This is a genomic window from Marivirga aurantiaca, from assembly GCF_016679925.1.
GTDB classification, from domain to species: Bacteria; Bacteroidota; Bacteroidia; order Cytophagales; family Cyclobacteriaceae; genus Marivirga; species Marivirga aurantiaca.
On the sequence record NZ_JAEQBW010000003.1, the window covers coordinates 386,331 to 408,036 of the forward strand.

The following is a 21,706-nucleotide window of genomic DNA, read 5'->3' on the forward strand; positions in this document are numbered from 1 at the left end:
AATATGATTTTAATTCTTGGATATGAAAATTTTGAACAAGGTACTGATCCGGTAATTGACTGGCTTTTATTTCACAAAGCCAACTTTATCAAGGTAACGCTGGATAGCCTGTTTTTCCGGGAAGAATCATTTCATATTGACGTAAATAATTCTAAGATATATTACAAAGGCATTGACCTTGGTAAAGAGGTAAATGTAGTTTGGTATCGAAGGTTCAAAGATGATAGGAAGATAGGCTATAAAGAAGCTAAACATGCGGATTTAAAAGACAGCCTTTCACTGAATCTCCAGGCAGAGTTGTCTACCATTTTCGACTATATCTGCCACATATTAAAGGACAAGCTTTGGCTACCACCTCCAGAAAGGTTTTACACTAATAAATTATTGAATCTTAACCTTGCTCAGCAGGCTGGTTTTCGGGTCCCTGCTACCTCTGTTACTAACAGTAAGCAAGTAATTAAAGAAACAGTGAATTTCCGAAAAAAAAGCTCAATTACAAAGCCTATATCGGAAGGAGCAAGGCGTTTGCTACAAGCGGGCAACTTAACCTTTATCCAATTTGCAAAAACGATAGAAGCCAACATACTGGATGAATTACCGGATTTCTTTTTTCCGTCCTTAATTCAGGATAAGCTTAAGATAGATTATGAAATAAGGGTATTCTTTTTAGCCGGTAAATTATTTGCCACAAAAATAGAATCTTCAGAAGAAGAAAGCAGTGATGATAGACGGACTCAGGATGAAAGTAAATTGGTTCATAGTCCTTATACTTTGCCGGAATCTGTTGCTGAAATGGTAAATGAATTTATGCGGTTAGCTAATTTAAATAGCGGCTGTATTGATCTGGCAAAATGTGAAAGAGATGAGTTTTTTTTCCTCGAAGTTAATCCGGTAGGACAGTATCTCTTCGAATCAAAAAAATGTAATTACTACATCGAACGGGAAATAGCCAACTGGCTGGTCCAAAACGATAGGAGTAGTCAAATGAAAATAGCATGAAACAGGAAGAAGATACAGATTTGACAGCTTATTTTGATATGGAAAAATTGCCTCTGGGGTATAAATTTATTCAGGCAATCCCTTTAAAAGATATTAAGGAGTTCAGGAGTTCAGATCGGTTTTCTACAAGTGCGCTACATTTTGCGACTTTATTTCAAAAAGAGACCCTTTACAAACCCATTTCTGACTTAACATTTAATTTTTCCTTAACCAATGAAAAACAATCTAAAAGTTAGCCTGGATGTTCCAATAAGGTTTAGTGAAGTTGACTCACTGTCTATTGTATGGCACGGAAACTATCTAAAGTATTTTGAGGATGTCAGGGAAGAGTTTGGAAGAAAATTCGGCTTTGATTACCTCTCGGTGAGGGATTTAGGTTATGTGATGCCTATTATTACAGTAGACCTAAAATACAAAAAAGCCATTCGTTATGGTGATTTGCTGACGGTGAACATCTTTTATAAATATAGCAAGGCAGCCAAATTGTGTTTTGACTATACAATACAAAATCAGGAACAGGAATTAATGTGTACTGGATACTCAGAACAAGTGTTTTTAGACTTGAATGATAAGCTCCAGATTATTGATCCACCATTCTTTAAAGCATGGAAAGAAAATCAGAACGTATGAAAATGCACCAGGTATTTACTGTTTCGGACGGTCTGTATATTCCCTTGGGAAGCGATACCCAACAAGTTTTTAAGGAGGTTAAAGATGGTGTTTCATCGATTAAGGAAGGGCAGCGATTTGATTTCCCTGAAACAACCTATGTTTCTCAATTTTCGGATGATCCGAGTTTGTCTTACGAGGGTTCTTCCCGACTGGAGGCAATGGCTAAGCAATCGATTAAAAATTCAATTGCTAAGCTGCCAAGGAAGTTAGATACTGAAGATACAGGCTTCATAATATGTACTACTAAAGGAAATATTGACTTGCTGGAACCGGAAAAAACATTTTCACAACAATCAAACGAAATGTATTTGTTCAGGCTGGCCAGCAAGCTCTCCACATATTTTGGAATACCTCATAAGCCTATAGTTATCAGCAATGCCTGTACATCAAGCCTGCTGGGGTTAATCCACGGAATGAGAATGATAATGTGCGGGAAGTACAAACATGTGATTGTTACGGGAGCAGATATTGTATCAGCTTTTACCTTATCAGGATTTAGATCTCTTAAGGCGCTCAGTAGTTCTTATTGCAAGCCTTTTGATAATGACAGGGATGGAATTAATCTGGGAGAAGGGGCCGGCACAATCATCATTTCAGCGGATGCTTCTCTAAGCAGTTATCCGGAACAAATTATTTTGTCTGATGGATTTACTTCAAATGATGGTACACACATCTCAGCTCCACATAGAAATGGAGAGGGTTTGCATACCATCCTTAGGAAATTGGTTTCAAAACACGGAGCATCTACCTCAGACTTTATTTCGGCCCATGGCACAGGAACAAAGTTTAATGATGCCATGGAAGCGCGGGCAATCACCCGCTCAGGTCTCCAGAATACTCCAATTCATAGCCTGAAACGGTATTTTGGACATACTTTAGGAGCCTGTGGAATAGTAGAAAGCATAATCTGCATTCAGGGAATGTTGCAGAATCTATTAATCCCATCATTGGGACTCAACAAACTTGGCACAGACGACTATCTTAACATGGTCAGGCGGCCTGAGGAACGAGAATTAAGATCATTTATTAAAATGGGAGCCGGTTTTGGCGGTTGCAATGCGGTCATACGATTTCAAAAAGCAGAGGCATAAAAAATGGAAACATTCAATTACTCAGTAATAAAATCAGGAATGATAAAGTCGAGCCAATACCCGGAGTTCAATTGGGATGGCACTACATCTGCTGATACGAATTTTCTTCAAAGTCTTTATGAAAAGATGAAGGTGGAATATCCTAAGTATTATAAGATGAATGAACTCTGTCAATCAGGTGTATTGAGTGCATTGCTCTCCCTTCCTAAAAATTATGAAGTGGATTATGATCCGGATAAACTTGGGCTAATAGTGCAAAACAATTCATCAAGCCTTGTTTCGGACTTTCCCTATTCAAAGGAATACTATTGTACTAGAGAAAAAATATACCAACCAAAACCTTCTTTATTTACATATACACTGCCCAATATTTTGATTGGGGAAATATGCATCAAACAAAAACTTCTGGGAGAAAATTTTTTCTTCATAAGTGAAGAATTCGATCTCGAACCCATTTTGGATGAGGTAAGGTTTTTATTTGAAACCGGTGTGCTGGAAGGCTGTTTGATCGGATGGGCCGAAGTGAATCCTGACAATATCAATAATTTCTTTTTCTTTTTAACACCTGATTCATTCAATAATCATCAATTAGGCGAGCAAATAAATCAATTATACTTTCACTAAAAATCACAAAAAAATGGAAAATTTACTTAACAATCTGAAACAACAAATTATTGACCAAATCAATTTAGTGGGTCTTACTCCCGAAAGTATCGACAACGATTCTCCTATTTTCAATGAGGGACTGGGTTTGGACTCAATCGATGCATTGGAAATTGTAGTTCTTCTCGAACAACATTATGGAATCCTGGTAAATAACCCTGAAGATCTTTCTGATCACTTTGTGTCAATTAGGACACTGGCAGAGTTTATTGAAAAGAACCAGGTAAGTGCGGTAAGCTAAAAAACGGGCATGCAAGCCAGGAAATCTTTCCCTATCTCAATCGGGCACAATAGAAGTTCCTTTTCTGCAATCCTCTGTATTTCTTACAATGAAATGCAAGAAAGCAAAGCACTTTTAGCTTATGGGTTGAAGCAGATTTCCCCCAAAGCACAGGGAATTAGAGTAGAGAAAGGTTTTTTTGGAGACCCGTTGCTGATTCATGAAAGTGAATCATCTTATCAGGCATCAGTTTCCCATTCATCATCGATAACCGGTGTAATAGTAACAAATGCATGTATCCCCATTGGGCTGGATATTGAAAAAATTAAGCCCAGGGATTACAAATGTTATTTTACTGATGGGGAAAGAAGCTTGATACAGGCTCATGATAAATTTTATCAACCCGCTTTGGAAACACTTTTATGGGCAACCAAAGAGGCCTTATCCAAAGCAATCAGGCTTGGTTTTACAGTAGATGTTTCCATCTATACGGTAAAGTCGATTCAAATTAAAGATGGCATAGTCTTTTTCAAATTTGTTCATTTCCCAAGGTTTCAATGCCAGGGAATAATAATGGAAGATGAGTATGCCTTGGCAATAGCCTATCCGCTGGAGGTAGACCTTCTGTTAACAGAAGAAATCCTAAGCCTCCGGGGAGAATATGTATAGAAAAAATCAATTGAAGATTCATAAGAAATTAGTATCAAACCTTAGTAAAAGGATTTGATCATAAACATTAATTTAAAGTCATCGATGCAATTTAAATTAGTTAGGGAAAGCTGAAAACCTAAACCAGAGTAGGCAAAAAAAATAAATTTTAATACAATGAATAATTTAAGAAACACAGAAAAATTACAAGAAGGTCTAGCAATGGTAGAATTAGAAGAAAGACTAGAAATGGTTCAACTTCAGTTGTCTGAAGAAGCTGCTGCTAGCTTACTTTGTGACTTCGGATCTGTTGAAGTTCAGGTTGCTGAATAATTTTACTACGGGCACCTACTTTTTGGGTGCCCTTAGTTTTCTTTTTAAAACTAAAATGAGCATAAAATGAAAGTGTATGTAACTGGCATGGGTATTATTTCGGCATTGGGAGTTGGGAAAGATGCGACTATTAAATCTTTAAAGATGAATCGTTCTTTCATAACAAAGTCATCCGATCAGGAAGGTATTTGGTCAGAAAAGCACTTTGGAGAAGTTCCATTTTCAACTGAGGAATTAGTAGAGAACTCGGAATTTAATGAAGGACTTTCCAATCGCACCCTATCATTGGGTATTATAGCGGCCCGGGAAGCTTTAAAACAATCAAATATTGAGGTTGACAAGAACAATAGAGTTGGGCTTGTATTCTCTACAACTGTTGGAGGAGCATCCTTAACAGAAAAACATTACAAAAATTACCTTTCAGGAACTAGCACACCTAATTTCTTTAAGTCTAATGACATTACCTACAATGCCATGGCTATTAGCAGTGCACTAGGTATCACACAAAATATTTCAACAATTAACACAGCATGTTCTTCCTCTGCCCATGCCATTGCATATGGGGCAAGATTAATTAAAGGAGGGATGCTTGATCAGGTTATTGTTGGCGGCTCGGATGCATTAAGTTATTCAACCATCCACGGATTTAACTCGCTCTGCCTACTGACGGATGGAGTATGTAAACCATTTGATAGAAATAGAAAAGGAATAAATCTGGGAGAAGGAGCAGGATTTATATGTCTTGAGTCAGAATCAGCAATTAAAAAAAGGCAATCAAAAGCACTATGTCAGCTTTCAGGATATGGCCTTACAAATGATTTCCATCATATTTCTTCTTCCTCTCCTGAGGGGCAAGGAATTCAATTGGCAATGCAAAAGGCCATGGAAATGACCAATTGTAACCCTGAAGATATTGGCTATCTGAATGCCCACGGCACAGCCACACCTAATAACGACCTTACAGAAGGCATAGCAATCAAAAAAATATTTAATAATCACCCACTTTCATTTAGTTCTACGAAATCAATGACAGGACATACATTGGCTGCGGCAGGAGTGATTGAGTCTATATTGTCCATACTGGCTATGAACAATAGCTTTTTAATTCCAAATGTCAATTTTGAGGAAACAATGCCGGAACACCAGATGATGCCTGTTTCCGCACCCGAAGACAAGGAAATCAATCATGTATTAACCAATGCAGCAGGTATGGGCGGTTACTGTTCATCTTTATTATACTCTAAATAAGCTCAAAATGTATATTCAACAGGCTTTTCTTGTCAACACCGAATGGTCCAGCGATGCGCAGGCATTTCAGGTAATGGGTATGGACTTTTCCAGCTTCTATAATGAAAATCAAATTAGAAGAATGAACAAGATTAATAAAATCGGACTATTTGGGGCACTTAACTGTAACCGCTCTTCCGGTGATATTAATTTTGATGCGATAGTGCTGGGAACTGGTTTTGGAGGTGCAGACTCATCGGATCAATTCCTGGAAAGCATTGTGATGGAAAAACCAAAATCTCCCTCTTTATTTATTCAATCCCTGCATTCGACATTAACCAGCCATATTGCAATAGCTTTGAAGTGTAATGGCTATACCATCACACATATTAACAAAGGAGCGGCTTTTGAAAATGTTCTGACAGATAGCATGTTGTTGCTGAATGAATCTCCTGATCATCAGGTACTCATTGGAGGTGTGGATATTTTATCTGAGCAAAAATATAACCTGGTTCATAGTCATACTATTTCCAAATCATTAACTGCTCCTGAAACTAAGATTCCCAAACTAGGGGAGGGAGGAGCATTCTTTCATCTGTCATCGCAGAGTAATGCAGGTTCATTGGGTAAGATCTTAGCACATAAGTCTTTTCTGAAGAATGATAGTGATATGCTCAAGAATGAAATTAAAGCCTCATTAAGCAAAGAAAATATCTCTCTTTCAAATTTAGGTATTTTGTTAGGCTGTGAGTCTGAGGATGAAGAAACAAAAGAATTTTTCGCTCCTATTATGGAGCAATTAGAAGATATTAATCAGCTGATTTACTACAAAGATTATTGTGGTGAATTTCCTACGAGTACCAGCTTCGGAATGTGGTTGGGGACCAGCAGGGAAGAAACTCCGGTAAGTATTGATCCTGAAGTCAGTCATATTTTGGTCATCAATCAGTTTGACCAAACCTACCTTAGCTATGTACTCATTGAATTAATAAAATAGTGAAATTATGGCAAATATTGGAATAATTACAGCCCCGGTACCCGGGCATATAAACCCTTTTCTTTTAATAGGGAAGGAGCTTATGAACAACGGGCATAACGTTACATTTTTCAATATTGAAGATGTCATGGAGAAAGTATTGTCCGAAGGAATCAACTTTCATGTAATAGCTAAAGGACTTATGCCCCGCGGATCCGTGAAAAGTTTGCAGAAAAGATTGGCAGATTTAAGCGGGACCGAAGCTATGAGGTACTGGCAGGAAGATTATATCAAACTTCTTAAGTTGATGTTGATATCACTTCCAACAGCCATTGTTAAAGAAAAGATTGATTTCTTATTGGTTGATCAAAGCGATGGTGCCGGTGGGTCGGTAGCTGATCATTTGGGTATTCCTTATGTTACATTGGCCATTGGTTGCAACATGAGTTGGGAGCCGGATTTACCCCCGGTATTTACACCCTGGGGCTATAATGCCAGTGAGGGAGGAAGGACCCGGAATACAATTGCCATGAAAAAGATCAAGGAAAACTTTCAGCCGCTGACTGACCTTATTAATTACTATAGAGAGCGATGGAATTTACCTCTTTTTGAAAGTGAATCTGAGGTTTTTCCTACCTCTGATTTGGCTCAAATAAGTCAAATGATTAAAGAATTTGATTTTCCAAGGAAACAACTGGCAGAAAATTTTCTTTACACAGGTCCTTTTAGAGGAGTTATGACAAAGAGTTGTGACTTTCCTTACGAGAAAAGAAATGGCAAACCTTTGGTTTATGTTTCCCTGGGGACCATTATTAATCTAAAACCGGAAATTTTTCTTGAAATAGGAAATGCCTGTAAAGATCTGGATGTCCAATTGGTTTTTGCCTTAGGGGCACCTTTAGAGGATCATAAAGAGTTACAGCAAATTTCAGGCGATCCCATTATTGTGCCTTATGCCCCTCAATTTGAAGTATTATCGCATGCCAGTCTATGCATAACCCATGCAGGCCTAAATACAGTGCTTGATGCTCTGGGCAATGGAGTTCCTTTAATAGCGGTTCCTATCTCTTTTGATCAGCCAGGTACAGCAGAGCGTATTAAATATCATCATTTAGGTAAAGTACTCAATATCAAATATATCAATAAAGAGCTTATCCGGGAAACTATAGCTGAAGTGCTGGAAGACCAGAACATTCAGGCAAGATGCAGAGACATGCAACAACTTTTATCAAATACTACAGGAATTAAAACGACTGTAAATCATATCGAAGAAATTATCCATAAATCTTTAAAACCTATACAAGTATGAACTTTTACAACAATGATAACATCAAGGCGGTAGACGCCAGAAGTAAAGCTTACCTCATTTCATTTGCCCCCATTGTTTTCCAGGTCACCCGAATAATGGTGGACTCCGGTATCTTGGCGGAAATCCGTGATAGCAAGAAAACGGGACTTACTCTTGAAGAAATCGTGGAAGGAAAAAACATGTCTTTATATGGTGTAAGGGTTCTGCTGGAAGCAAGCCTGGGCACTGGACTTATTTACATGAATGATGATAGGTACCTGATTGGAAAAACAGGGGTTTTCATTCTTAACCAGGAAGCCATAAAAATCAATATGGATTTTGTGCACGATGTGTGCTATAAATCGATGTTTTATTTGGATGAAAGCATTCAAAATGGCAAACCGGAAGGTCTGAAACAGTTAGGTGAATGGAATACTATCTATGATGGACTTTCAGAATTGCCTGAGCAGATAAAAACAAGCTGGTTTAATTTTGATCATTACTTTTCCGATGATGCATTTCCGGTTGCACTTCCTATTATTTTACAGGAGAAACCTAAGAAAGTAATGGATATAGGTGGCAATACAGGAAAATTCGCCATTAAACTGGCCGCGCTGGATCCGGATGTTAACATTACTATAGTTGATCTGCCGGGCCAAATAGGTATGGCCAAAGAAAACATTAAAAGAGAAGGGCTAAGCGATCGCGTTTCATTTCATGCAATGAATGTGCTGGATGAAAGTTCAGTGATCCCAGGTGGTTTTGATGTGATATGGATGAGTCAGTTTTTAGACTGTTTCTCAGAAGAGGAAAATACGGCCATCCTTAAAAAAATAGCCAGTGGCATGAGCGAGGATTCTACTATTTACATTTTAGAAGAATTTTGGGATAAGCAACGTTTGGAAGTAGCTTCTTTCAGTCTGCAACAACTTTCACTTTATTTTACAGCTATAGCCAATGGCAATAGCCAAATGTATGATAGCAAAGTGTTTTTTAGGTGCATCGAAAAGGCTGGATTGAAAATAGAAAATGAATGGAATGACCTGGGACTAAGCACCACCCTGCTTAAAGTTAAAAAAGCCTGATTATAGGTTTTTCAGCACCTAATAAATATTTCATTCGAAAATCATGATAGTCAATGAAAATGCACGGGAGATTCCAGCGGTAAACAATGACTTGTTCCTGATGTCCGGATGGCAAGAAAACTGCAAAGGTTATTCTGTCAATATCCACATTAACAAACCTCATCCTATTTTTGAGGGACATTTTCCGGGTAATCCTATTATTCCGGGGGTCTGTTTACTGGTTCTTTTCAGAAAAATATTGAATTGCTCTGAAGCATTTAAAAGCTGCCGGCTTAACTGCGATACAATGAAGTTTGTCAATGTATTGAATCCAATTCTGTACGATAGCTTTGAGGTGGAAATAGTCTCAAACAGCGAGACAAATAAAGTGAAAATAGAAGCTAAGTCCGACAGCACCTTATTTGCAGTGCTTCTCGGAAGTATAAATAAGCATTCTTATGAAATGAGCATAAATCTATAATCCCTAATATACCAACCAAGGGATGAATAGATTTATGGGAATTCCATAGCCTGCCCCGACTAATCGGGGTGACAATTAGAAACAAGCATATACACATGAAAAACTACTTTACATATAGCGATCACCCGGTACTTGTTTCAAAGCCTCATCAAAATTTACAAACGGGAAAGCTTCAGGAGCTCTTTGTTTATCTGAACAGCTTTTCCCCATTTTATAAAAAAATATTTGAGGAGAAAGGGATTGGTTTGAACCAAATCCGGGAGATAAGTGACATTAGGGAATTGCCTTTTACAGAGAAAGATGATTTCTGTCTTGGGGAAAGTTTTTACTGCGTTCCTGAAGAAAAAGTAGTTGATATAGTCAATACGTCAGGGACCACAGGTGAACCTGTAGACATTATATTGACAGATAGCGATTTGGAAAGACTGGCTGTAAATGAATATATGGCCTTGACTTGTGCCGGTGTTTCCTCTCTGGATAAAATTCAGATTATGGTCACTATGGATCAACGATTCATGGCAGGAGTAGCATACTTTCTTGGAGTTAAAAAGATTGGAGCCAGCATGATCAGAACAGGTATTGCTCCCATAGCTTCCCAACTAAATGATCTTCTGAGGTTGAAGCCTACTGTATTAATAGCTGTTCCGAGTTATGTGGTGAGGCTTATTGAATATGCACAAGAAAGAAATATAGATTTAAATAAAAGTAGTGTTAAGAAAATTATTGCTATTGGGGAGTCTATCAGGAATGATGATTTTTCATTTAATAATTTAGGTAAGAAAATCGTTAAAAACTGGGGAGTTGATTTATTTTCCTCCTATGGAGCTTCTGAAATAGCAACTGCATTTACAGAATGTAGTGCGCAGCAAGGAGGGCATGCTCCCACAGACCTGGTTCATATTGAGTCTGTAGATGAATTAAACAGGCAGGTTGAGCCGGGCCAGATTGGTGAATTGGTTGTTACTACTTTTGGCGTGGAGGGAATGCCTTTGTTACGATATAAAACAGGGGATTTGTGCCGGGTATATTATGATAGGTGCTCCTGCGGAAGAACAAGTCCAAGGATAGGCCCAATACTAGGTAGAAAAAACCAGATGATTAAGTATAAAGGCACCAAGATTTACCCTGCTTCAGTCATTGATGCCATCCACAGCCTTGATACTATTAAAGATTATTTTATTGAATTAAGCTCAAATGAATACGGGCTTGACTTACTAACAATATATCTGACAGGTATGAGAGAACCTTCAGACCTGAATATTGACGAAATAAGAACCTATATCAAGTCGAAAATCAGGGTTTCCCCACTTGTTATTGTTGAACATTTGGAAAATATTATGAAGCGTCAACGCATCCCGCTAAAACGCAAAAACATTAAGTTTCAGGATATCAGAAAAAGCCATTAATTATGAAAGACGTTATGTCGATTACCAGCCATACTCAAATTTTAGAACAAATTCAGCTGACGAAAATTGATTCCAAAAACCATATATTAAAATATCATTCACGGCATTATAATATAGGTGAAATATTATACAAAATAATTTTTCACTTACAGAGTCATAAGCCTCTAAGGGATATTTTGGATACAATTTATCATGAGCATGAGGTGCGTATTGAAGAGGAAGAGCTGGAAAAAATTATATCAGATACTTTTGAGAAAGTAGATGCTCCCAAAGAAAAGGATACCAATTCTTATATTTATGGAAGGGTAAAATTGATCGGTAAAGATTTGATAAAAAAAATCACCCCATTTTTCACCTTTCTTTTTAAGAAATCCATCTTTCTTACGCTTTTCACTTTATTCTCACTTACCAGCTTATATTTTATCTATTACCTTTATAGTCAGGGTTTAATGGAGTCTTATTTCTCTATTGGAGATTATCCTGCCTATCTAATCGTCTATTATGTATTAATTATAGTAATAGGCATGTTACATGAATTTGGACATGCTATAGCCGCCAGACGCCATAATATTGATTCTGAAGAAATAGGTTTTGGGTTCTATTTAGTATTTCCGGTTCTTTTTACAAATCTAACCGCTATCTGGAGCTTACCTAAGAAAACCCGTGCCCTCATTAATATGGGAGGTATTTATATTCAGCTTTTTGTCAATGTGATACTGATTATCATTTTCTTTTTGATGCCCAAGAGCATTGAATTAGTGGTACTCGTGAAATCTGTCTTTATTATTAACAATGTGATGTTAATGATTTCTATTAATCCATTTTTCAGAAACGATGGGTATTGGATTTACAGTGATTTATTTGGTATTAATAACCTAAGTGAAAAAGCAAGCAAGTACCCCATGGTTTTGTTTAACAGATTAAAGGCAGGGAAAATCTTTAACTTTTTCTCGCTAAAAGAGATTCCATTGGCACTATACTCTTTGCTTACCTATCTTCTTTTTGCCGTTTTAATTACCGCTTTGTGTTTGCTAACCTATAAGAATTACTTCCTGGTGAAAGATTTTTTCACCAATCCTAAGCCGGAAAGCTCTTTCGAACTTATTTCAAGTATCGCCAAAGCATTATTCTCCCTGGCTCTGAATGCAATGTTCCTTTTTGTTACTACTAAAAGGATCGGAAGACTTGTTAAACGATCTTTTATTTGGGTTTGATTATGGAAAATTATTTCACTCAGTTCCCTCATATTGTTACTGTAGAGGGGAAGGATGCGGCTGCTATTTATGATTTCAAACATGAAGTTTGCCATAAGATTCCTTTGGTACTTTTTGAAATCATGCAAGACCTTAAGCACCACTCTTCAAAATCCATTGAATTAGAATACGGAAGTGATAATAGTGAATTGCTTAACAAATTCTTCTATTATATTAAGGTAAAGAAATGGGGCAGATGGGGCGAACATAAAGAGCGTGTTCAGGAGTTGGATCTTAACTGGTATTGCCCGGCCCATATTCAAAATGTGCAGCTTGAGTGGAGTACCACATATTATAATTTCCCTTTATTAATGGAACAATTAAATGAATTACTTTGCCGCCATATTGAAATTAGAGCGGATTTAAGTGATTCATCTAAATTTCACAAATTCATTAAAGATTTAGGTAATCTTAATCATAAATGCTTCCGAACAGTAGAACTTCATCTGGATATTGGTTTCCCTTTAACCACAAAGTTGATAGATGACCTGGTAAATGCCAGTGCTAAGATTGAGAATGTAATGCTGTACGGTTTGGTGGATAAACCACTAACCGAACAAAAGAGGGTAAAATGGATAAGCAGCTCCATGGCGGAGATATTAACAGAAAATAGCAATTCCGGGCCTTATGAAAATAAGTACATCGTGAACCTCTCCTTCTTTTGTGAATCGCAACAATACAATCCTTACTACAACAGGAAAATTGGCATAACTGAAAAAGGGGCAATTAAAAATTGCCTTAAGCTTGATAAGGTATTCGGAAATGTAAATGATCCTCATTGGATGAAAATAATTGAAACAGAAGACTTTCAGCTATTATGGCATGCCTCTGCGGATAAGATAATTGATGTCAAAGACAATGAATTAAGGTATTCATTATTTATTACCCAACCATTGGAAATGATAAATAATCAACAATTTAAACTGACAAGCAGTGAATTCAAAACCTAAAATTGCCATTGTCACCGGAGGGAGTAAAGGCATAGGGAAATCCATTGCTTTGCAACTTGCTTCAGAGGGGACTCTGGTGATCATCCAGTATTGCAAAGATAAGGATCAGGCCACAGACACCCTGCACAACATACAGGCAGCCGGTGGGATCGCCTACCTTGTTCAGGCAGATTTTTCAAAGCCGGAAGAAGCTGAAAACTTTTTTGAGGAAAAGATTGACCCCATCACCAAAGAGATCAATAAGGAAGATACCCATTTTGACATCCTGGTAAATAATGCAGGTGTTTTTAAAGAGGGAGATATTCACAGTGTAACAGCAGACGAATTTGATTTCATCTTTAATGTGAATGCTAAATCTGTCCTTTTGTTGATGAAACAAGCATTTAGCAGAATAAACAGTGGAGGAAGGATCATCAATATTTCATCAGGAGCCTCAGTTCAAGCGGATTCAAAAAGTTTGCTATATGGGCTAAGCAAATCAGTAATTGACAATTTGACCCTTGCTTTAACTGCTGAATACGGCAAAATAGGTGTAACCGTAAATGCTATTGCACCGGGGCCAACTGAAACAGCTATGGTAAAGGAATTTTCCAACGAAATGGCAAAAAAATTTATAGGTAGAAAAACTGCGCTTAACCGCATTGGTCAGCCGAATGATATTGCCAAAGTAGTTTCTTTCCTTATAAGTGAAAATGGAGAGTGGGTGAATGGCACCCGATTGGAAGTAAATGGAGGCTACAATAAAATTTAAAAATATGATAACTGAAAATACACTTCGCATCATTGAACAATACCAAAACAGGCCAGAGTTCAAGAAAATGTTTGAGAAATATCACCACACACAAATCATGCACAATACAAGGGCAGCTGAAATCATAGCCCCAAAGGTTATGGAATTAGTAAAGCCTGAAAGTGTTATTGATGTTGGTTGTGGGCTGGGATCCTGGTTGCAGGTCTTTAACCACCTTGGAGTAGAAAATATTCAAGGTATAGAAGGAGAACACTTGCGAATGCGTGATCTTTTGGTGGATCAAAAACTTATCCATTTGATGGATCTGGAAAAACCGATAGAGCTTGAAGAGAAATTTGATTTGGTGGTGTGCCTGGAAGTTGCCGAACATCTTTCCGAAGAGGCCGCTGATGATTTTGTGACAAGTTTGACTGAACTGGGGGATGCCATTTTATTTTCTGCAGCAATTCCGTTGCAAGGTGGGCTTAACCACATTAATGAGCAATGGGCGGACTATTGGCAGGAGAAATTTGAGAAGAAAGGATTTGGGTTTCATGACTTAATAAGGCCTTTGTTTTGGGATAATGAAGAGGTAGAATGGTGGTACCGCCAAAACATGTTCTTGATCCTGAAAGATGGAGTATATCCTTATCAAAAAGAGGCTACTATCAGACGCGTAGTCCATCCTGATGCATTTACTTATTACAGAAAACAGCAAGTGTCCCAATAATTTCGATAGATTGTCAATGGATAATCCTGATCTCCTTTCTGATTTATCCTCATTAAAAAAGCATGATTATTTAATCAGCTTTTCCTTTTAATTTTTTCTAACTTAACCCATTTGATAAGTGCCTATTATTTCTAAAAGGGAAATATATAATTATTTGCCGCACGCAGAACCTTTTGTGATGATTGATGAAATGCTTTCAGTTGAACAAAATAAAGCTGTATCCTCTTTCAAAATTTCTGAAAACAATTTGATGTTGGACCGACAAGAACTCAATGAAGGAGGGCTGGTTGAAAACATTGCTCAAACTTTTGCTGTCAAAGCAGGATTTCAGAATATATCCAGAGGACTGGCTCCTCAGGTAGGATATGTTGCAATGATTAAGAAACTTAAGGTTTATTCTCTGGTGCCGGTAGGGGAGACAATCATTACAGAGATAATTGTAAAAACTGAAAAACCTACTTTTGTGATTGGAGAAGGGGTAACATATTGGAAAGATATTATTATTGTGAGCTGCGAACTGATGATATTTATCAATGATGAAAAATCTTCCGATGAAGAATAAGGTCAAGCTTTATGAACCTTATTCTTCATCTTTTCTCTTAAAGCTCATTATTAAATGTCAGGAAAATTGTAGATGGCATTCAATACTAATCCACATAACTGCCATCAAAACGCTTCAGTTATAAAAGCTGTCACTTGATCATTCAATCCTTACACTTGAGTAAGTTTAATCTGTAACAGACAGCGCTATTGTCTATTTTTAACTTTCTAACTTACTAAGAAAAAACCTAAATTATATAGCTATGAAGTATATTCCAATATTACTCTTTTATCTGATTGCTGTTCTGATCTCCAATCTATTCAGGTTCGATATCCTGGAAATCAATCAACTACTGAGCTTACCGTGGAGTATAGAAATAGCTATTCGGTCGCTATTGGAAGGTTCGGGTATTATACTGGCTTTTCTTGCCGTATGGTTATTTTTTAAGCAATCAATTTCTCAATATTGGGATAAGCCCCAGCTAAAGGATGTTTTACTGTTAGCAGTACCGATTGTATTATATGCTTTTATAGGAGTTGAAAATAGTAGAGGTGGTAATTCACATATGGATGGGCTGATAGTTGCTGCTTCCATCATGGGTTATTGTTTCATAGAGGAAATGGCCTGGAGAAGTTATTTTCACAAAGAATTGAGTAAGCTGAACAAATCATTACGCTATTTAATCATTGGTGTGATTTGGTATCTATGGCATCTGTCTTTTCTTTCATCCGGAACATTTAACATGATTCAGGAAATTCAGTACCTGGTAATTTTTATTCTGGCAAGTTTTGCACTTGGCACAGTAGTAGAGAAAAAGCAATCTATTTATCCTGCTGTATTCCTACATTTTTTAGTGAACACTATCACTTTCTCAAATGTGCTGAATACGGTTCCTATGAATTACAAAATAGGAATAGCCGTTACTTCCTTTGTTACATGGTTCCTATTGGACAAGTTTTTTATATCCAGCCCGAAAACTTCTTGAAAACACCAGCTACATTTAATGTAAACCAATTCCTTACCTAAATAATATTTACAACACATAAATTTTATCGAGATGTCAATTAACATGTATTTCCCCAAGTATCCACTTTGCTTTTTTATATTTTTTATTTGTCTAAGCAATCAGGTTCAGGCTTTACAGCTTCAGGAACCGCAGGTATTGAGAGACAGTAACCGCATACATTATACGGTGGTGCATAACATAGTCCCGCCTAACTTTGGTTTTCCTCTTATTGGATTGGTTAATACTGCCAATGGAGATCAGCGCCATGTACAGGCTGGTGTAGTCAATACCAATACCGGACATTTTAGCGGATTACAGTTTGGAGCAGCCAACATCGCCTTAAAATCTTTTCGTGGCTTACAGGCTGGTTTTCTCAATTATGCAGGCAGCCAAAGTAACGGCCTCCGATTTGCTTTTGTAAATACCACTTTAATGAATTCCAATGGTGGCCAATTTGGCGCCTTAAATACTACTGGTGGAAACCATCAGGGCATACAGCTCGGGATGCTTAATAGTGTGGGGAAAAAAATGACAGGCATACAATTTGGTTTATTCAACAAAGCATCTTCTGCCGAAAACGCTTTACAAATTGGTTTGATTAACTGGGCAGACACCAGTTCAAACAGTTTATCTGTTGCCTTAATTCCTATTGTGAGAAAGGGAGGATATACTGCTATTGATATTGGTATTTCAGAGTTTTATCCTCTGCAATCCAGTTTTAAATTAGGAATGAGAAGATTTTATTCTAGTTTTTCAATGTACTACGATCCCAGAGTGGAGAGTTCGCTTGCCTATGCTTTTGGGATGGGCTTTGGTAAAAAATTTAGAGGATGGGAATTGCACCCGGAAATTCAAACAATACGGAATTTCTCAGGTGAAGCTGTCACTATCAATCAATTTATGCTGAACTTTTTGGTTGATTTGCCATCGAATTTTCAGTTGATGCTTACTCCATCATTGGGGCTTCAACAGTTAGGTGGGGAAAGTATCAAAAGCCCCTGGTTGTCAATCTATTCATTTGAAAAAGATGATTATATGGGAGATGTTGGCTTTAGGGCTGGTATCCGGTACAAATTGAATATTTTTGGAAGCAGATAAGAAACTTGGTTTTTCTGTTGTTCCTAAAGTAAGCAAACCACCTGTAGCTTATAAGGTAATACGAAATGAGGTAATTTGATGATTTTCAGAATCCAAACCATAAGTGTTTGTAAAACTTAATAGCCCGGCTTGTTCAATTGAGATTGAACAAGCCGGGCTATTTTTTTGTCATTTCTTGTTGGGTAGAAATCAGTTTTATAACTGATTTTAGTTGATCAGCCTTCTATAACTTTTAAAAATTTCCGGGGAATACTCACTACAAGCTGTCTCTTAATCCCAGAGATATTGACTATAAAATAATCCTGATTTTCTTTTTGAACACATTCCCCCACCATGCCCTCAAGCGGTCCTCCAATAATTTTCACCTTCTCACCGGTAGATATATTGGAAACCATAGGCTCAATGGCCATGCCTGTTTCTACTATTCTTTTTATTGAGGATATGTCTTCTTCACTAACAGTTGCATAATCATCTGAAAAGCTTATAAACTTTAGCGCTCCGGGATCTGTTAGACATTTCCATAAATTAGGTTTGGTCGATTTGATAAAAAGATATCCATCAAATAAAGCTTTTTTTACTTTTTTCTTTCTATCACTCCATTGCCGGACTTCTTCAATAATAGGCAGGTAAACATTTACTCCATTCTCTAATAAACGATCCGCCACTTTCTTTTCCGCTCTTGGACTTGTATACAGAACATACCATTTTTCTTCATTCATAAAGCAATTTCAATTTTTTTTACATTTAAAGCTTCTTGTATAGTTCCCCCATATTCCTTAGCTAAAGATCACTTAGTGGACTTCAAATTGATGGCCTCTAATCTACCAGCTTATTGCTGCACGCCATGAAGTTAAATTTTTATTAACAAGCGTAAGCAACTAAAAGGATTTTAATTATAAGGATTTATCCCATAAAATACTATCATTGGTATATAAATAAGATAATAAATATTTATTGACAATTATTTTTATTTATTTAGATTGAATTTCAAGAACCAGAACCATCAATATGCTTATCGTTAGATCTCCCATCCTTCATTTTAATTTTAGTGAAATTGATTCTCATTACGATTTAATACTCAATAAAATAAAACATTCTTCCAGCTCGCTTTATCATAGCATCAGACATAGGGAAATCAAAGAGCTTACCACTTTTGAGAAAAATAAGGTGTTCAAATATTACTTGAGAGGTCGGTACAGAGCCACTCCTTTTGGAGGATGGAGTTGTATGGGGATCGCAGAATTTGATAATGACTCCCATTTGGAGGTCAGCTCTATAAATGAAATTAGCTTTCGGGATTACAGTAGCATCCATGAGGATTTTGTCCAGTTAATGGCAACTGATGCTCATTTAGTGCAGACCTATTCATTGCCATCTGTTTGGCACTTGAATGATGGTAAATATACATTTCTTGAATTTGATTTTGAGTCGAAGAAATACAAATGGTCATCCATTGATAGAAATCCTGTTTTGGATAGAATAATATCCTATTGCAAAAAATATGGAAGCTTACAGAAAGCTTCATTCAAAGGTTTTTTTGATGATGCATACGAAGAGGAAATGGATGAAATGTGGAGTTCTATAATAGGTACCGGTTTTTTGGTTCCGGCAAATTTCCTCACTACCCTAAGTTTTCCTTTAGTGACAGATAATGCCAAAGAAAATGGTAATTCCCATTTATCTTATTTCATTGATTCCATACTGGATAGCCCTACTACCCTGAAAAAATCAATCAGGGGAGAACTGGATAAACTACCGGAAGAAGCCGCATATTTGTTTGAGGCTTATGAGTCCGGCTACCTTAAAGAGTATAGTAAAACTTTCAGGGATCAATTTGACGATAGGTTTACTCCTTTCTGTATGGCAGTAGGAAATATGGGCAGAAATTTACCTGATCCCCAGGTTTCTTCAGGTAATAAAGAGCTTAGAAAATCCAATGTCCTCTATGAAGAATCCCGTGAGGAAATAAAACTACTTCCTCAGGAAAACTCAGCTCTCAGCTATCAATCTGAAATTTTCAATGTTTTATTCAGGTTAGGGGAAAACCAGCAATTGATATTGGAACACTTTAGTGTGGGATTTTCTATAGGATTGAACGGAAGGTTTGGTCATTGTCCCAGAGTGTATGGCAAACTAAAAGGCTTAATTAATGACCTGAAAGATAAAAATGTCATTTATGCCGATATTGAAACTTTTGACAAGCCGGAATACAATAATATATTAAAGCACAAGCCTGTCACGGAATATGTTCTTAAAACTATTTCTCCGGTAATGAAAGAGACAGATTTAGCTTTAAAGGATCTGCTTATTGGCGTTGATAGCAAAAATAAATTTATTCTCTATCATAAAATTCTGAAAAAAAGAATTATTCCAATCATTCACTCAGCATTTAATTACAGGCTCACAACCAACCCGGTTTTGACCCTGTTATATGAAATAGCCAACCAATACAATTTAAATTCCAAAAGCTTTGCAGAATTCTCCGATTCGCAAGGGAACTGTCCCAGAATTACATTTAAAAATTTTATTCTTAGCCCAAGAACCTGGAATATTTCATATGAAAAGTTAAGTATTGATGTTGATCTGAAAAAAGCTTTTGAAATACTCAATTACCCTCATCAATTTTTATTTGGGGAGTTCGACAAGGAGTTTTACATAGACCTCAATGAGAGGAATTCATTGGAATTCTTTGAAACTGAACTTAAGAAGAAAGGAGAAATTATTATTAAGGAGTGTTTATGGGACCATGATTTTACCGGACAAAATGGAAAATCAATTTACCCTCAGTGGAACTATACAAAAATCCTTGAAAAACCGGAGGCGGAATTATCGGTGATTCCATTCGTTAATGCCATTGAGAAAGAAAATAAGAAATGGTTATATTTTAAAATATTTTTCTTCAAGAATAGTGTAGAAGGGTTTAGCCTGGATAACTTCTTTCTTAAGCTGGATAAAATGTGTAAAAAACTTGGGATTGATTTTTTCTATATAGCTTACAGCGATCCTGTTTTTCATTTAAGGATTCGATTTCGTCTTAATGAAGCCATTAAAAAAGATGTGGAAAAAGAAATTCTATATTTTTTGTATGGCTATAGTGAGCTTTCCCAAATATCAAAAGCTCCTTATTATCCGGAATTTTCTAAGTATGGTAAAAAGCAATACCCTATTACTGAATCAGTTTTTATTCTCGAAACTGCTTATTTATTAAAAAATGATTTCTTTAATAAAGACTATTTAGACAGAGTGGTCATAATGACAGATCTTTTTCAAGCCATATTTTTTGAGTTTCATGAAATAAGAATTGATGTGTTCCGTACATACTACGATACGCTCATCAAGAGAAATATTATCAGCACCGAAGATCGGAATAGTTTCAAAAAGGATTATGAAAGTTATCAGGAAAACCTTTCAACTGAGGATACAGATTTTTGTGACACTTACAGGAAACTAATTAAAAATTATCCTATTAAAGGTTTGGACAAGGTAATTCTAAACCACATGCATGTTTTTATTAATAGGGCATTTCTTGAAAAGTCGGCCAGGGCTGAAAATCAAATATACTATAACCTCAACAGGCTCTTGCTCAAATTAATTTATTCACCTAAATAACGAATAGAAAGACTGGTTGCCAGTTCTTCCCTGTAAGTATTGCTAATGGGTACTGAAATTCCATCTTCCAATAGCACCTCAGAATGCCTGATGCTACGAATAGAGTTTTTGTTCACAATAAAAGATCTGTGGGTTCTTAGGAAATATTGTTGATTTAATGATTTTAACAAATTATCCATTGATGAGTATATCATAGGATCAGTATTGCAACGCGTTTTTATTTTTATATAATTTTTTACCGATTCAAAATAGAGAATATCGTTTAATTTGAATTTCTCAAAATTGGATTTTCCACTACTTTTCACGTAGTAAAATTTTTCGTCACTATCAGAATTGTTCTCCAGGTGATTCATACATTTATTGATAGCCAATAGAAATCGTTTGAAATCGAATGGCTTCAGTATGAAATCCTGAACTTCCAGGTTGAATCCTTCTACAGCATATTCAGAATAAGCACTAATCATGATGATAAGCATATTCTTTCTGTTCATAGAATTGATGAGGTCAATTCCATTAATCTGAGGCATATTAACATCAATAATCAAGATGTCAATGTTTGCAGTCATTAACCTGTTTATTCCTTCCAGTGGGTCTTCTAATGCAAAGCCTAATTTTAGACTGGGGATTTTTTCTGTGTAAGCTTTTAGCAAGTCAACTGATGCTTTTTCATCATCGATAATTCCAACTGTATAATTCATGTGCATATTATTTGTTTTTTAAC

General features: G+C 36.6%; 24 protein-coding genes. 22 read left to right on the plus strand and 2 right to left on the minus strand.

Annotated features, from left to right (window positions below):
- Positions 1-3: 3 nt before the first annotated feature.
- The 21 genes from JKA74_RS09645 (at position 4) to JKA74_RS09745 (ending at position 17,376) form a co-directional block, all read left to right on the plus strand.
- The gene (locus JKA74_RS09645) at positions 4-999 is read left to right on the plus strand and encodes an ATP-grasp domain-containing protein (protein ID WP_201430971.1); all 996 of its coding nucleotides are present in this window, start codon (positions 4-6) and stop codon (positions 997-999) included.
- Positions 996-1,235 carry a hypothetical protein gene (locus JKA74_RS09650; RefSeq protein ID WP_201430972.1) on the plus strand — a complete coding sequence of 80 codons (240 nt, stop codon included), beginning with the start codon at positions 996-998 and terminating at the stop codon, positions 1,233-1,235. The genes JKA74_RS09645 and JKA74_RS09650 overlap by 4 nt, the downstream gene beginning before the upstream one ends.
- Positions 1,213-1,629, plus strand: coding sequence for an acyl-CoA thioesterase (locus JKA74_RS09655; RefSeq protein WP_201430973.1), 417 nt, complete (start codon positions 1,213-1,215; stop codon positions 1,627-1,629). Before JKA74_RS09650 ends, JKA74_RS09655 begins: the two co-directional genes overlap by 23 nt.
- Positions 1,605-2,762 (plus strand): beta-ketoacyl synthase N-terminal-like domain-containing protein, encoded by a 1,158-nt coding sequence (locus tag JKA74_RS09660; RefSeq protein ID WP_201430974.1) that lies wholly within the window; start codon positions 1,605-1,607, stop codon positions 2,760-2,762. Before JKA74_RS09655 ends, JKA74_RS09660 begins: the two co-directional genes overlap by 25 nt.
- A gap of 3 nt (positions 2,763-2,765) precedes the next feature.
- Positions 2,766-3,386 (plus strand): hypothetical protein, encoded by a 621-nt coding sequence (locus tag JKA74_RS09665; RefSeq protein WP_201430975.1) that lies wholly within the window; start codon positions 2,766-2,768, stop codon positions 3,384-3,386.
- Entirely contained in the window at positions 3,367-3,666 is a 300-nt protein-coding gene (locus tag JKA74_RS09670; RefSeq protein WP_317193586.1) for a phosphopantetheine-binding protein, read from the plus strand. Before JKA74_RS09665 ends, JKA74_RS09670 begins: the two co-directional genes overlap by 20 nt.
- A gap of 9 nt (positions 3,667-3,675) precedes the next feature.
- Positions 3,676-4,314: a 4'-phosphopantetheinyl transferase family protein gene (locus JKA74_RS09675; RefSeq protein WP_201430977.1), complete on the plus strand. Its 639-nt coding sequence runs from the start codon at positions 3,676-3,678 to the stop codon at positions 4,312-4,314.
- Between the two features lie 156 nt (positions 4,315-4,470).
- The gene (locus JKA74_RS09680; protein WP_201430978.1) at positions 4,471-4,626 is read left to right on the plus strand and encodes a hypothetical protein; all 156 of its coding nucleotides are present in this window, start codon (positions 4,471-4,473) and stop codon (positions 4,624-4,626) included.
- A 66-nt stretch (positions 4,627-4,692) separates the two neighbouring features.
- Positions 4,693-5,874, plus strand: a complete 1,182-nt coding sequence (locus tag JKA74_RS09685) for a beta-ketoacyl-[acyl-carrier-protein] synthase family protein (RefSeq protein ID WP_201430979.1) — start codon at positions 4,693-4,695, stop codon at positions 5,872-5,874.
- 7 nt (positions 5,875-5,881) lie between these two features.
- On the plus strand, positions 5,882-6,850 hold the full coding sequence (locus JKA74_RS09690; RefSeq protein ID WP_201430980.1) for a beta-ketoacyl synthase chain length factor: 969 nt from the start codon (positions 5,882-5,884) through the stop codon (positions 6,848-6,850).
- A gap of 7 nt (positions 6,851-6,857) precedes the next feature.
- A complete protein-coding gene (locus tag JKA74_RS09695; RefSeq protein ID WP_201430981.1) occupies positions 6,858-8,138 on the plus strand; it encodes a glycosyltransferase in 1,281 nt (426 codons plus the stop codon).
- The gene (locus tag JKA74_RS09700) at positions 8,135-9,202 is read left to right on the plus strand and encodes a class I SAM-dependent methyltransferase (RefSeq protein WP_201430982.1); all 1,068 of its coding nucleotides are present in this window, start codon (positions 8,135-8,137) and stop codon (positions 9,200-9,202) included. The genes JKA74_RS09695 and JKA74_RS09700 overlap by 4 nt, the downstream gene beginning before the upstream one ends.
- 43 nt (positions 9,203-9,245) lie before the next feature.
- A complete protein-coding gene (locus tag JKA74_RS09705) occupies positions 9,246-9,662 on the plus strand; it encodes a hypothetical protein (RefSeq protein WP_201430983.1) in 417 nt (138 codons plus the stop codon).
- Between the two features lie 95 nt (positions 9,663-9,757).
- Entirely contained in the window at positions 9,758-11,068 is a 1,311-nt protein-coding gene (locus JKA74_RS09710) for a phenylacetate--CoA ligase family protein (protein ID WP_201430984.1), read from the plus strand.
- A 2-nt stretch (positions 11,069-11,070) separates the two neighbouring features.
- Positions 11,071-12,282: a site-2 protease family protein gene (locus JKA74_RS09715; RefSeq protein WP_201430985.1), complete on the plus strand. Its 1,212-nt coding sequence runs from the start codon at positions 11,071-11,073 to the stop codon at positions 12,280-12,282.
- Positions 12,283-12,284: 2 nt separating this feature from the next.
- The gene (locus tag JKA74_RS09720; RefSeq protein ID WP_201430986.1) at positions 12,285-13,271 is read left to right on the plus strand and encodes a hypothetical protein; all 987 of its coding nucleotides are present in this window, start codon (positions 12,285-12,287) and stop codon (positions 13,269-13,271) included.
- Positions 13,255-14,022 carry an SDR family NAD(P)-dependent oxidoreductase gene (locus tag JKA74_RS09725; RefSeq protein WP_201430987.1) on the plus strand — a complete coding sequence of 256 codons (768 nt, stop codon included), beginning with the start codon at positions 13,255-13,257 and terminating at the stop codon, positions 14,020-14,022. Before JKA74_RS09720 ends, JKA74_RS09725 begins: the two co-directional genes overlap by 17 nt.
- 4 nt (positions 14,023-14,026) lie before the next feature.
- Positions 14,027-14,731: a class I SAM-dependent methyltransferase gene (locus tag JKA74_RS09730; protein WP_201430988.1), complete on the plus strand. Its 705-nt coding sequence runs from the start codon at positions 14,027-14,029 to the stop codon at positions 14,729-14,731.
- 154 nt (positions 14,732-14,885) lie between these two features.
- Positions 14,886-15,293 (plus strand): hypothetical protein, encoded by a 408-nt coding sequence (locus JKA74_RS09735; RefSeq protein WP_201430989.1) that lies wholly within the window; start codon positions 14,886-14,888, stop codon positions 15,291-15,293.
- 241 nt (positions 15,294-15,534) lie between these two features.
- Positions 15,535-16,257, plus strand: a complete 723-nt coding sequence (locus JKA74_RS09740; RefSeq protein WP_201430990.1) for a CPBP family intramembrane glutamic endopeptidase — start codon at positions 15,535-15,537, stop codon at positions 16,255-16,257.
- Between the two features lie 72 nt (positions 16,258-16,329).
- Positions 16,330-17,376 carry an LA_2272 family surface repeat-containing protein gene (locus tag JKA74_RS09745; protein WP_201430991.1) on the plus strand — a complete coding sequence of 349 codons (1,047 nt, stop codon included), beginning with the start codon at positions 16,330-16,332 and terminating at the stop codon, positions 17,374-17,376.
- 215 nt (positions 17,377-17,591) lie between these two features.
- Here JKA74_RS09745 and JKA74_RS09750 read toward each other — a convergent pair whose 3' ends face one another.
- Complete coding sequence (locus tag JKA74_RS09750; protein WP_201430992.1) at positions 17,592-18,095, minus strand: UpxY family transcription antiterminator; 504 nt, start codon at positions 18,093-18,095, stop codon at positions 17,592-17,594.
- A gap of 289 nt (positions 18,096-18,384) precedes the next feature.
- Here JKA74_RS09750 and JKA74_RS09755 point away from each other — a divergent pair, with 289 nt between their 5' ends.
- Positions 18,385-20,985 carry a thiopeptide-type bacteriocin biosynthesis protein gene (locus tag JKA74_RS09755; protein ID WP_201430993.1) on the plus strand — a complete coding sequence of 867 codons (2,601 nt, stop codon included), beginning with the start codon at positions 18,385-18,387 and terminating at the stop codon, positions 20,983-20,985.
- On the opposite strand, the gene JKA74_RS09760 is transcribed toward JKA74_RS09755, so the two are convergent.
- Entirely contained in the window at positions 20,970-21,683 is a 714-nt protein-coding gene (locus JKA74_RS09760) for a LytR/AlgR family response regulator transcription factor (RefSeq protein ID WP_201430994.1), read from the minus strand. The genes JKA74_RS09755 and JKA74_RS09760 overlap by 16 nt on opposite strands.
- Positions 21,684-21,706 lie beyond the last annotated feature (23 nt).

Coding starts and splice junctions, on each gene's coding strand:
- JKA74_RS09685 (WP_201430979.1), top strand. CDS start 4,693: ATGAAAGTGTATGTAACTGGCATGGGTATTATTTCGGCATTGGGAGTT.
- JKA74_RS09750 (WP_201430992.1), bottom strand. CDS start 18,095: ATGAATGAAGAAAAATGGTATGTTCTGTATACAAGTCCAAGAGCGGAA.
- JKA74_RS09655 (WP_201430973.1), top strand. CDS start 1,213: ATGAAAAACAATCTAAAAGTTAGCCTGGATGTTCCAATAAGGTTTAGT.
- JKA74_RS09660 (WP_201430974.1), top strand. CDS start 1,605: ATGGAAAGAAAATCAGAACGTATGAAAATGCACCAGGTATTTACTGTT.
- JKA74_RS09730 (WP_201430988.1), top strand. CDS start 14,027: ATGATAACTGAAAATACACTTCGCATCATTGAACAATACCAAAACAGG.
- JKA74_RS09715 (WP_201430985.1), top strand. CDS start 11,071: ATGAAAGACGTTATGTCGATTACCAGCCATACTCAAATTTTAGAACAA.
- JKA74_RS09665 (WP_201430975.1), top strand. CDS start 2,766: ATGGAAACATTCAATTACTCAGTAATAAAATCAGGAATGATAAAGTCG.
- JKA74_RS09720 (WP_201430986.1), top strand. CDS start 12,285: ATGGAAAATTATTTCACTCAGTTCCCTCATATTGTTACTGTAGAGGGG.
- JKA74_RS09700 (WP_201430982.1), top strand. CDS start 8,135: ATGAACTTTTACAACAATGATAACATCAAGGCGGTAGACGCCAGAAGT.
- JKA74_RS09705 (WP_201430983.1), top strand. CDS start 9,246: ATGATAGTCAATGAAAATGCACGGGAGATTCCAGCGGTAAACAATGAC.
- JKA74_RS09650 (WP_201430972.1), top strand. CDS start 996: ATGAAACAGGAAGAAGATACAGATTTGACAGCTTATTTTGATATGGAA.
- JKA74_RS09675 (WP_201430977.1), top strand. CDS start 3,676: ATGCAAGCCAGGAAATCTTTCCCTATCTCAATCGGGCACAATAGAAGT.
- JKA74_RS09695 (WP_201430981.1), top strand. CDS start 6,858: ATGGCAAATATTGGAATAATTACAGCCCCGGTACCCGGGCATATAAAC.
- JKA74_RS09710 (WP_201430984.1), top strand. CDS start 9,758: ATGAAAAACTACTTTACATATAGCGATCACCCGGTACTTGTTTCAAAG.
- JKA74_RS09755 (WP_201430993.1), top strand. CDS start 18,385: ATGCTTATCGTTAGATCTCCCATCCTTCATTTTAATTTTAGTGAAATT.
- JKA74_RS09645 (WP_201430971.1), top strand. CDS start 4: ATGATTTTAATTCTTGGATATGAAAATTTTGAACAAGGTACTGATCCG.
- JKA74_RS09740 (WP_201430990.1), top strand. CDS start 15,535: ATGAAGTATATTCCAATATTACTCTTTTATCTGATTGCTGTTCTGATC.
- JKA74_RS09690 (WP_201430980.1), top strand. CDS start 5,882: ATGTATATTCAACAGGCTTTTCTTGTCAACACCGAATGGTCCAGCGAT.
- JKA74_RS09745 (WP_201430991.1), top strand. CDS start 16,330: ATGTCAATTAACATGTATTTCCCCAAGTATCCACTTTGCTTTTTTATA.
- JKA74_RS09760 (WP_201430994.1), bottom strand. CDS start 21,683: ATGAATTATACAGTTGGAATTATCGATGATGAAAAAGCATCAGTTGAC.
- JKA74_RS09680 (WP_201430978.1), top strand. CDS start 4,471: ATGAATAATTTAAGAAACACAGAAAAATTACAAGAAGGTCTAGCAATG.